8 protein-coding genes are annotated in these 9,264 nt (G+C 53.3%); 4 read left to right on the top strand and 4 right to left on the bottom strand.

Going from position 1 to position 9,264, the window contains the following annotated elements; translation table 11 throughout:
- Positions 1-1,035, bottom strand: a 1,035-nt coding sequence (locus ACEW8P_RS26220) for an ABC transporter permease (RefSeq protein ID WP_373516018.1), incomplete at its 3' end; no start/stop codon positions are given.
- Positions 1,036-1,079: 44 nt separating this feature from the next.
- Here ACEW8P_RS26220 and ACEW8P_RS26215 point away from each other — a divergent pair.
- On the top strand, positions 1,080-1,547 hold the full coding sequence (locus tag ACEW8P_RS26215) for a Uma2 family endonuclease (RefSeq protein WP_373516017.1): 468 nt from the start codon (positions 1,080-1,082) through the stop codon (positions 1,545-1,547).
- 6 nt (positions 1,548-1,553) lie between these two features.
- On the opposite strand, the gene ACEW8P_RS26210 is transcribed toward ACEW8P_RS26215, so the two are convergent.
- From ACEW8P_RS26210 to ACEW8P_RS26200, 3 genes are all read right to left on the bottom strand, one after another.
- A complete protein-coding gene (locus tag ACEW8P_RS26210) occupies positions 1,554-3,941 on the bottom strand; it encodes an ABC transporter permease (RefSeq protein WP_373516016.1) in 2,388 nt (795 codons plus the stop codon).
- 242 nt (positions 3,942-4,183) lie between these two features.
- Positions 4,184-5,614, bottom strand: coding sequence for a DUF5723 family protein (locus ACEW8P_RS26205; RefSeq protein WP_373516015.1), 1,431 nt, complete (start codon positions 5,612-5,614; stop codon positions 4,184-4,186).
- Positions 5,611-7,539, bottom strand: a complete 1,929-nt coding sequence (locus ACEW8P_RS26200) for an ATP-dependent DNA helicase RecQ (RefSeq protein ID WP_373516014.1) — start codon at positions 7,537-7,539, stop codon at positions 5,611-5,613. The genes ACEW8P_RS26205 and ACEW8P_RS26200 overlap by 4 nt, the downstream gene beginning before the upstream one ends.
- Before the next feature lie 93 nt (positions 7,540-7,632).
- Between ACEW8P_RS26200 and ACEW8P_RS26195 the strand changes: the two genes are divergently transcribed.
- From ACEW8P_RS26195 to ACEW8P_RS26185, 3 genes are all read left to right on the top strand, one after another.
- On the top strand, positions 7,633-7,923 hold the full coding sequence (locus ACEW8P_RS26195) for a hypothetical protein (protein WP_373516013.1): 291 nt from the start codon (positions 7,633-7,635) through the stop codon (positions 7,921-7,923).
- Between the two features lie 4 nt (positions 7,924-7,927).
- A complete protein-coding gene (locus ACEW8P_RS26190; protein ID WP_373516012.1) occupies positions 7,928-8,188 on the top strand; it encodes a helix-turn-helix domain-containing protein in 261 nt (86 codons plus the stop codon).
- A 112-nt stretch (positions 8,189-8,300) separates the two neighbouring features.
- The coding region (locus tag ACEW8P_RS26185; RefSeq protein ID WP_373516011.1) for a D-alanyl-D-alanine carboxypeptidase at positions 8,301-9,264 on the top strand (964 nt) is incomplete at its 3' end.

Below are 9,264 nucleotides of genomic sequence, written 5' to 3'. Positions count from 1 at the left end.
CCCGACGACCATAAACGATTCGCTCAGAAACTGCCCGACCAACTGCGAACGCACCGAGCCCACCGACTTGCGGATGCCGACTTCCTTAGCGCGTTTCTCCGAGCGGGCGGTGCTGAGGTTCATGAAATTGATGCAAGCCAGGAGCAGCACAAAGACGCCGATGATACCGAACAGCCAGACGTTCTCGATGCGCCCGCCCGTCTGCCCGCCGTTCTCGAAGTTGGAGCGCAGGTGCCAGTCGTTCATCGGTTGCAGGAATATTACTGGCTTGAACGGAATAAAGTCTTTGGGCGCATCCTTTAATTTGACATCCCTGATTGTAGACGAGACCTGCGCCATCGTAGTGTTGTCGGCGATTTGGGCAAACATCTGGAAAGAGTTGTTGCCCCAATGGTCCACCGAGTTTTTGACCCAGTCCGTGTTGGTCACGTACTGTTCCCAGGGAGCGATGTAAGTCGTCTTGCTGAACTCGCTGTTGGCGGGAATGTCGTCGTACACGCCCGCCACTTTGAAATTATACTTGTTGTTGAACTTCACGGTTTTACCCGTAGCGTTCTCGTTGCCAAAAAGCGCCTGGGCCGTGGAAGCCGCCAGGAGAATGGAATTGGGGTCTTTCAAGCCGTCCTTTTGTCCCGAGAGCATTGTCAATCCCAGCATCTCGGGAGCGGCCTCTTGCATGAAGTTACCTTGTTTCACCAGTTTGGTTTCACCGTGCGCCAAAATGCTCCGAAACCGCCAGGTACTCATCACAAGGTGCTTGAAGTTATCGCCGTAGCCGTTGCGCAACGCCATCTCCAGCGGACGCGGAATGGCGGGGCCAGTGCCGATTTTGCCGTTGAAGGTCTGGCTTTGATAGACCTGCGCGATGCGGTCGTGGTTTTTGTGGTAATGGTCGAACGTCAGTTCATCCTTCATCCACAGGCCAATCATAATCGCCACGGCCATGCCCACCGCCAGGCCGCCGATGTTGATGAAGGAGTACGCTTTATTGCGGACGAGGTTACGGTAGGCGATTTTGAGGTAATTGGAAAGCATGGCTGTTTTTGGTTATATTTGAAAAAAAAGAAAAAGAATAAGATATGGAAACTGCTTATCACGATCTCATCGAAGAGTATCATTCCGAAGACATCATGTCTGTAAACCACTCCAAACTAATACACCGCTTGAGCGTGGCCCTTGACCGCTACGACAATCAGTATGATATTCTGCCCGAGTTGGAACTTGAACTTTCGACGGGTAAGTGTAAGCCCGACGTCTCTATTTTCAACAATCTCGACGTGGACTGGCTCAACGACGTTATTTTTTATTCCCAGCCACCCATCATTGCGGTCGAGATACTGTCGCCCCGGCAGGCACTCACCGAATTGACCGACAAAGCCTATAAACAATATTTCCCGGCGGGGGTACAGTCTGTCTGGCTGGTTATTCCCGTTCTGCAAAACGTGTACATTTTACTACCTGACGGATCGAAGCAAATATTTGCCGATGGGGTACTGGAAGATCCCGTCACGGGCTTTGAACTTGATTTGAACTACGTATTCAAATAATGCGACTCACTCTGAGCGCAACGACCGCACCGGATTCATCAACGCCGCCCGTACCGCCTGATAACTCACCGTGGCAAAAGCCACGATAAAAGTACCCAGCAACGCCCAGACGAAAATCCCGGCACCGATGTCGGCCTTGAACTCGAAATCGGCCAGCCAACTTTGCATGAGCCACCACGCCAGTGGGGCGGCGATGACGAAGGCGATCACGATCAGCCGACTGAACTCTTTGCCGAAAATCCAGAGGATTTGGGCGATGCTGCTACCCAGTACCTTCCGAATACCGATTTCCTTAGTTTTTTGCGCGGCCATGAACGACACCAGCCCGTATAAACCCAGACAACCAATAAACAGCGCGAGGGCCGAAAATACCTGAATCAATTTCAGCATCAGCGTTTCGGTTTCGTAGAAAGAAGCGATGTCGTCGTCCAGGAATTCGTAGTCGAAAAGCTGGTCGGGATGGCGGGCCTTCCACGTTTTTTCAAGGGCGGCCATCGTGGCGGAAATGTTGCTCGTGTTCATTTTTACGGCGTAATTATCATAAAGACTGGGAGCCGTAAAAATAGCGATCGGATGGATTTCTTCGCGCAGGGAAGCGTCGTGAAAATCCTTGACCACGCCCACGATCGGACCTTCGGTGTCGCTGTTGAGGTTTAGCTTTTTCCCTAATAGCTCTTGCGGAGATTTAAGATTGAGCTTCCGGGCAAAAGCCTCGTTTACCACAAACTCCTGCGCCGTGTCCGCCGGAAACACGTTTCGGCCCGCCACGAGCGACAGGCCGAAACTCTCGACATAATCGGCGTCCGCCGCCTTGACCGATACCAGGAACTCCTGCTCCTCGGGTTCATTGTTATAGCGGGGCGACGTGTTCCAACCACCGTTGTTCGTCGCCGGGGCGGCATAGCACATCGTCACATTTTCGACGCCCGACAATTGCTCCATTTCGCCTTTGAGAGCTTTGCCCTGCGGGTAGTCCGAAGCAACCGGGATCATCACTACGGCCTCTTTGTCAAAGCCCAGATCCGCATTTGTGGAATAATTCATCTGCCTGGCGATGACGATCATCCCGATCACCAGAATCTGCGACAGCGCAAACTGCGTAACGATCAATGTCCGGCGGGTGTTGAAGCCGCCGATGTGCTGCTGCGAGAGCTTACCCTTCAATGCCACCACGGGCTGGAAACCCGCCAGAATCAGACCCGGATACGAACCCGCCAGGAACGTCACAAGTATTACCAACGCGGGAACGAACAGCAACAACTGCCAGTCATTCAAGATATTGAATTGCACCTGCGCACCAAACCAGTTATTGACATAAGGTAGCGCTGCCAAAGCTATCAGCACCGCCAGCCCCAGAGCAAGTGCCGTGATGACGCCCGTTTGGGCGATGAACTGCCAAAAAACTTCGCTCCGGCGGCCCCCCAGTACCTTCCTCATGCCGATTTCTTTGGCGCGGTTGAGTGCCTGCGCCGTAGCCAGGTTGATGAAATTGACGCAGGCCGTCACGATCAGAAACAGCCCGATGAACGACAACACCCACAACCTTTTCATGTCCATCGGCCCGTAATAATCGGCGTTGAAGTGGATGTCGTCCAGCGGTTGGAGTTTGTAGTGGTGGACGTTGGTGCTGGTCGGGCGGTGCTTGGTGACGTAAGCCGGAAAGACTTTCTCCACCTGGGCTACGCTCACCTGCGGCCGCAGCAGCACGAAGCACTGTACCCCACTGTTGATGCCGCCCCAGGCATCTTCGCTTGCCAGCCATTCGTTGTGTTGTTTGAGGGTCGGGTAAGAGACAAAAATCTCCGTTTTCTGGCTGGTATTTTTGGGAAAATCTTGCAGGACGCCGGTGATTTTTGCATCGATTTTCTCCCCGAACCGAATTGTTTTATTGATCGGGTCGGCGTCGCCGAAGTACTTCTTGGCCAGGCTTTCGGAAATAATAGCCGTATTCGGCTCGACCAGAGCGCTCTTCATATCGCCCTGTATCAGAGGAAAATTGAAGATATCGAAGTACGCGGGTTCCACAATCGCCACCCCTCCTTCTTCCTTAAAAAATTCGGCTTCGTCTCCATTCTTGACCGTGATCGTCATGTCTTCCTCAGTCGCGATGCGGGCCACCTTTTCGGCAAAATCATAATCGTCGCGAAACGCCTTGCCCAGCGGACTCGGTACGCCCGGCGTGTGGGCAATCACATCGCGGTGCATCTCGGTGACGATGCGGTAAACGCGGTCGGAATTGGCGTGGAAGTTGTCGAAGCTTAGGTGGTACTTCACCAGCATGAAAATGAGTAACCCGCAAGCCATGCCCAGCGCCAGGCCGACGATGTTGATGGCGGCGTAGGTTTTGTGGCGCTTCAAATTGCGCAGGGAGGTTTTCAGGTAGTTGGAGAGCATGGTTTTTGTAGATCAACGGTGAGTGGTCAAAGCGGGGCGGCCGCGGCCGTCCGTGCCGTTGACTGACGTTCTTCGATTTCTTTCAGAACCGCTGTAAGCCTTAAACCGTTGACTGAGTGAAAAACTATGCCAAAAAAATAACTAGCTGGTTATCAGAAATAATACAAAATAAAACTGTCCGATTCCGAACACTTAGGTTTCAAAATCGGACAGTTCCGCAATTACCAGTACTTTGATCTCACTCACTTCCTTGCCTTAAACTTCCACACCGAAAATCCCGCGTACAGATAGGTTGCCCGCTGGGCGTCGGGATTTTTGCGGTTGAGGAAACCGCCAATATTGCTGAATCCGACGTGGATAGGCCCGAAACGCGCCAGCGCTCCCAGCATCACTTTATTGTTACCCTCGATGAAAGTCAGGGGCAGGGAGAAATCCGAATCCTCGTTCTCGAAACGGGGCGTAATGATGAGCGCGTCCGGCTGCGTCATATCTATCGGACTTTCTGGCGCGACACCGTAGCGTTTGTTTTTCGCGACATTCAAAAAAAATGACTTGACCAATTGCACGTCCACGTCCCAATGCAGGGCGGCGGGTAGGCGGGCGTCCCGCGCCAGCATGGTCTCGCTTGAGCCGGGCAGTACTTCGGCGAACCCTTGCGCACCCCGATCAGCGATGATCTCGAGTTCTTTCTGACCTATAACCGTTCGGCTCTGGCTACCGGAAAGTACCCTACCGTCGGGACTTTCGTAGCGGATAACTCCCAGGTCGGTGACTGAGGCCGAGAAGCGTAGCAGGTAGCCGGGGCGGGCGTCATCGTCCGTTTCCAGATGGTGCCAGTACGAACCCAACTCGTAGGTTGCGCCCAGATCATAAGCCCAGCCGCTACCGTACTTGGTGGCGTTAGTCAGTTCGCTCAGCTTCCAGGGGGCATTGGGGTACGTGTAGCCGCTTTCGTAGGCGAGATTGTTCAAAATCAGTTGTTTCTCATCCGTTTCACCGCCTGGCATTGGGCTGATTTCGTAGCGATCCGCCGAGGCTTTCAGGTAGTTGGCTCTTGCCCCAAAAATGTACTTGGCCGTGGCTCCCACCTTCAACTTGTGCGAGCGCCAGTTGACCAGTTGCAATCCGTAAGAAAAACTAGCCTCCGAAAAACTCTGCTGGCCGAGGTCGAAGTCGCCCCACTCGCCCGCTCCAGTGGGCGTGTCCGGCGTATCGAGTCGCTTGAAGTACATTCGGCGAAGGTCTTTTGGTAAATTATTGCCGTACACAAAGCCCCGTGACCGCAGCTGGACGGCAAAGCCGTGGCTTTTTCCCACCGAAAACATGACCGAAGGCAGCCGAATCTCACTCGCGACGTGTAGCGGGTCGCCCTGCGAAATGGAACCCATCGTTCGCGAGCGGCCATAAAGTTCGTCTGTAGAGTGGGGTACCAGTTGCGGATAGAGAAAGGAGTTTTTGCCCCAATAATAAAAGTACCGATTGTTTACCGTGCTGCCGATCGTAATCAGGTTAATTTGCCATTTGTAGCGTGAGCCGCCCAGCGTGGCGGGGTTCTGCGTGGCGCGGTACAACCCGCCGTAGTTGCTGATAGCCAGGCCAGGAACCTGCTGAGCCAGGGTGGAATTAGCAATTGAAACAAGAAAGAGGGGGAGAACTGTAAGGTGCTTTTTCATAAACTTTGGGTGGCATTTAGTGTGAGTTTTCCTTGGTCATCGTACAGAATCAACTCTTGTTCGACCAGTTTTCGCACGACCTGCAGCAGTTTTTTTTCGGGAATCTTTTTAAAAGCCTCACTCAAAGGGCGTGGGGCTGTGGGGCCGTTGTCGTGAAGGTAAACGACCAACTGCTGCCGCAGCGCGTCCGAATCTTCGTGAGCGGTTTCGGCTTTCTGTCGTTTCAGGCAATTGTCGCAGACGCCGCAGGGCTGGCCGTCGTGCTCATCGAAGTAGTCGAGCAGCAGCAGGGTGCGGCATTGTGTCGGATGCTGGGCGTAATGAACCACCGCCCCGACTTTGCTCAGGTCGCGCTCTTTTCTTTTTTCTATTTCAAAAATATTGAGCGGCAAGTGTTCCGCGTCGAAGCGGGGTGTCAGGAAGGTCAGTTGGGGCTGATCGCGCCGCTTTTCGTAGTCGATAATTTCGCGCTCCTGCAAAAACTGCAACCGATTAGCGACCTCGGGTAGCTGGGCATAAAAGGCGCGGCCGATCTCTCCCTCCGAGATTCTGGCGTATTCCGAGAACAACTCCCCACCGTACATCCGCAGCAGTAGTTTCAGAAACGAATCGTAGTCGGGATTGCGAATTTGGAAATCGTACAGCTGCTGCTTGTCCACCAATAAATGAAGCTTCGACGACTCATTGATGGCGTCGCTGAGTTGTACGAAGCCTTCCTCTTCCAGTAGTTTGAGGGCGTAGTGCGTTTCCGACAGATTCAGCCCAAAAGTATTGACGAACTCGTGCATGTCCAGGCTGTAACTCGTGTACTCGCCGCCGCCCACGGCTAGTTTGAAGTAGTTAGCTAACGCCTGATACACGCGACGCAAGGTTTGGATGGGTGGGTATTGACGCTCCACGGCCTGCGCGAGGTCGTCAGTATCTTTATGGTTAAAAAGTGCGACGGCATAAGCCTTTTCGCCGTCTCGCCCGGCGCGCCCGGCTTCCTGGTAGTAGGCTTCCAGGCTGGCGGGCAGGTCGAGGTGGACGACAGAACGAACCTCGGCTTTATCGATACCCATACCGAAAGCGTTGGTTGCCACTACGACCCGCGTTTGGCCGCGCTGCCAGGCCATTTGTTTCGCACTACGGTCGGCGAAGGGTAGTCCGGCGTGGTAGTAGTCGGCGCGGATTTTCTGGCGCGAAAGCCACCCGGCCACCTGTTGCGTGCGCTTGCGGGTGCGGACATAGACGATGGAAGTACCTGGTACGTTGGTCAGAATTTGCAGTAGTTTGCGCTCTTTATTCTCTTCGTAGAAAGTCGAGTAAGAAAGATTGGCGCGGGCAAACGACTGCCGGAACACCTGCGGCTGCTTCATTTCCAGCTTATCCAGAATATCCGTCTGTACCTCCGCCGTAGCCGAGGCCGTGAGGGCGATGAGCGGAACGCCCGGCAGTAGATCGCGGAACTCGGCAATGAGCAAATACGCCGGGCGGAAATTGTAGCCCCAAGCCGAAATGCAGTGCGCCTCGTCCACCGCCAGCAGCGACACCTTCATCAGCTTGGTGCGCTCGATCATGATTTCGGTCCGCAGCCGCTCGGGCGAGACGTATAGAAACCGCAAACCACCGTGGATGCAGTTGTCGAGCGTGACGTCGATTTCGCGGCGGCTCATGCCCGAGTGAATCGCCGCCGCCTGGATACCCCGCTTTTTGAGTTGCTCGACCTGATCTTTCATCAGGGCAATCAGCGGCGTCACCACGATGCACACACCCTCCTCCCGAGCCAAAGTGGGTATCTGAAAACACAGTGACTTTCCACCACCCGTCGGTAGCAGCACCAGCGTGTCGCGCCCATCCAGCACCGACTGCATGGCTTCTTCCTGCACCGGGCGGAAGGCGTCGTAGCCGTAGTATTGCTTTAAGACGGGAAGGAGGTCGGTCATTGAAACTGTGAAATAGAAAGGATAATTATTGTGTGAGTTTGCAAATTATGCATGGATAGCATAATTTGGTAAAAAGAATTTGTCAACCGTGATATGATTGAACGTATTCGAATACTTTATGAGGAATCCGACTGGTTGCTGGAACACGTGCTGGGCTTTGATTTCGATATAGAGTTAGCCATACGCTATGGCAGAGCGGCTCTTGATGATCTTCAAGCTACGGACGACCCCACTGATGATCAGATCGAAGAGATTTTCTCAGCCTTGACAAATTTAAGGGATAAACTTTTGTCTTGTCTTGTAAAAGTATCTCCTCGGGAACGCCACGCAGTTGAAAACCTAACCGACCGAATCGACATTTTTATTTTTCATCACCGACTGTAATATTATGAAAAACCTAGCCCAAATAATCACCGAGCAGCGTGAAAAAAAGCAGATTAGCCAAACCCAATTGGCCACTCTTTCGGGTATAAACCAGGCTCATATTTCGCGCATCGAAAGCGGTAAAAGTAAACCCACTATGCCCACCGTCTTTCGCATTTGCAAAGCTTTGGATATTGACCCCTTGATATTGGCAGATGTTTTAGCCCAGGAATTCCGGGCCTTCATGGGGGATAATTCTTCGACGAGATCCAAGGCGTCTGTTTGATACCGTCTCCTCAAACCTGGCCTGTGATATTTTGGTAACGGAGCATTCACCTTTTCCAAGTACATTCGCCGGAATAGAATAATCCTGACAAGTTAGCCTGTCCAAAGACATTATGTGTAAAAACTACCTATTCAAGTACCTCCTGCTCCCGCTGCTTCTCTCCGGCTGTTCCGTCTCCCGTTACATCCATAAAGAGGTCAAAAACTCGCCTGTTCTCTCTCAGCATCACGTCGGGATTTCGGTATACGATCCCGCCAAACAGAAAACGCTGGCTTCCTACCAGGATGATAAGTACTTCACGCCCGCTTCCAATACCAAACTTTTCAGTTTTTACGCCGCCCTGACGGCTTTGGGCGATTCGATCCCAGGGTTGGAATACCAACTGCAAGACAGCGTCCTCGTCTTTCGCGGCACGGGCGACCCGTCGCTGCTGCATCCTGATTTGCCCAAGAGCGCAGTGTTCAATTTTTTGAAAAATAGAAAAGAAAAACTCCTGTTCTCGACCGCCAACACCGACAACCCGACCTACGGGCCCGGCTGGTCGTGGGACGACTACAACGACTACTACCAGGCCGAACGCTCGCCGCTGCCCGTGTATGGCAACATCGCCCGCTTCACCAGCCCGTCGGGCCTTTACGTGCGCGTGCAACCCGAGTTTTGGCAGGATTCGCTGGATCTGGACACGACCATTATGGGTTTGGTGCGCGACCGCTACAGCAATCACTTCCGTCGTTCGCTCAATGCCCTGCCCAGCGGTTTGGAGCAGGATATTCCAGTTCGCACGTCAAACCAAATAACCGCCGCGCTCTTGTCTTATGGATTGAAGAAAGAAGTAACGCTAACCGACGAACAATTCTCCGGTCCGTGGAAAATGGTGAACAGTATCCCGTCCGACTCGCTCTACAAGCGCATGATGGAAGTGAGCGACAACATGATGGCCGAGCAAACGATGCTACTCTATGCCGCCGCCCACGGCCTGCCGCTCAACACCACGCAAGCCATCGAACATGCCAAAACCAGCATCCTGGCCGATTTACCCGACCAGCCTATCTGGCGCGACGGCTCAGGACTCTCGC

It is taken from the genome of Persicitalea sp. (assembly GCF_041751555.1).
Lineage (GTDB): Bacteria > Bacteroidota > Bacteroidia > Cytophagales > Spirosomataceae > Persicitalea.
The sequence above is the reverse complement of the archived record's forward strand: the minus strand, read 5'-3'. Positions and strand labels throughout refer to the sequence as shown.

Coding starts and splice junctions, on each gene's coding strand:
- ACEW8P_RS26215 (WP_373516017.1), top strand. CDS start 1,080: ATGGAAACTGCTTATCACGATCTCATCGAAGAGTATCATTCCGAAGAC.
- ACEW8P_RS26210 (WP_373516016.1), bottom strand. CDS start 3,941: ATGCTCTCCAACTACCTGAAAACCTCCCTGCGCAATTTGAAGCGCCAC.
- ACEW8P_RS26205 (WP_373516015.1), bottom strand. CDS start 5,614: ATGAAAAAGCACCTTACAGTTCTCCCCCTCTTTCTTGTTTCAATTGCT.
- ACEW8P_RS26200 (WP_373516014.1), bottom strand. CDS start 7,539: ATGACCGACCTCCTTCCCGTCTTAAAGCAATACTACGGCTACGACGCC.
- ACEW8P_RS26195 (WP_373516013.1), top strand. CDS start 7,633: ATGATTGAACGTATTCGAATACTTTATGAGGAATCCGACTGGTTGCTG.
- ACEW8P_RS26190 (WP_373516012.1), top strand. CDS start 7,928: ATGAAAAACCTAGCCCAAATAATCACCGAGCAGCGTGAAAAAAAGCAG.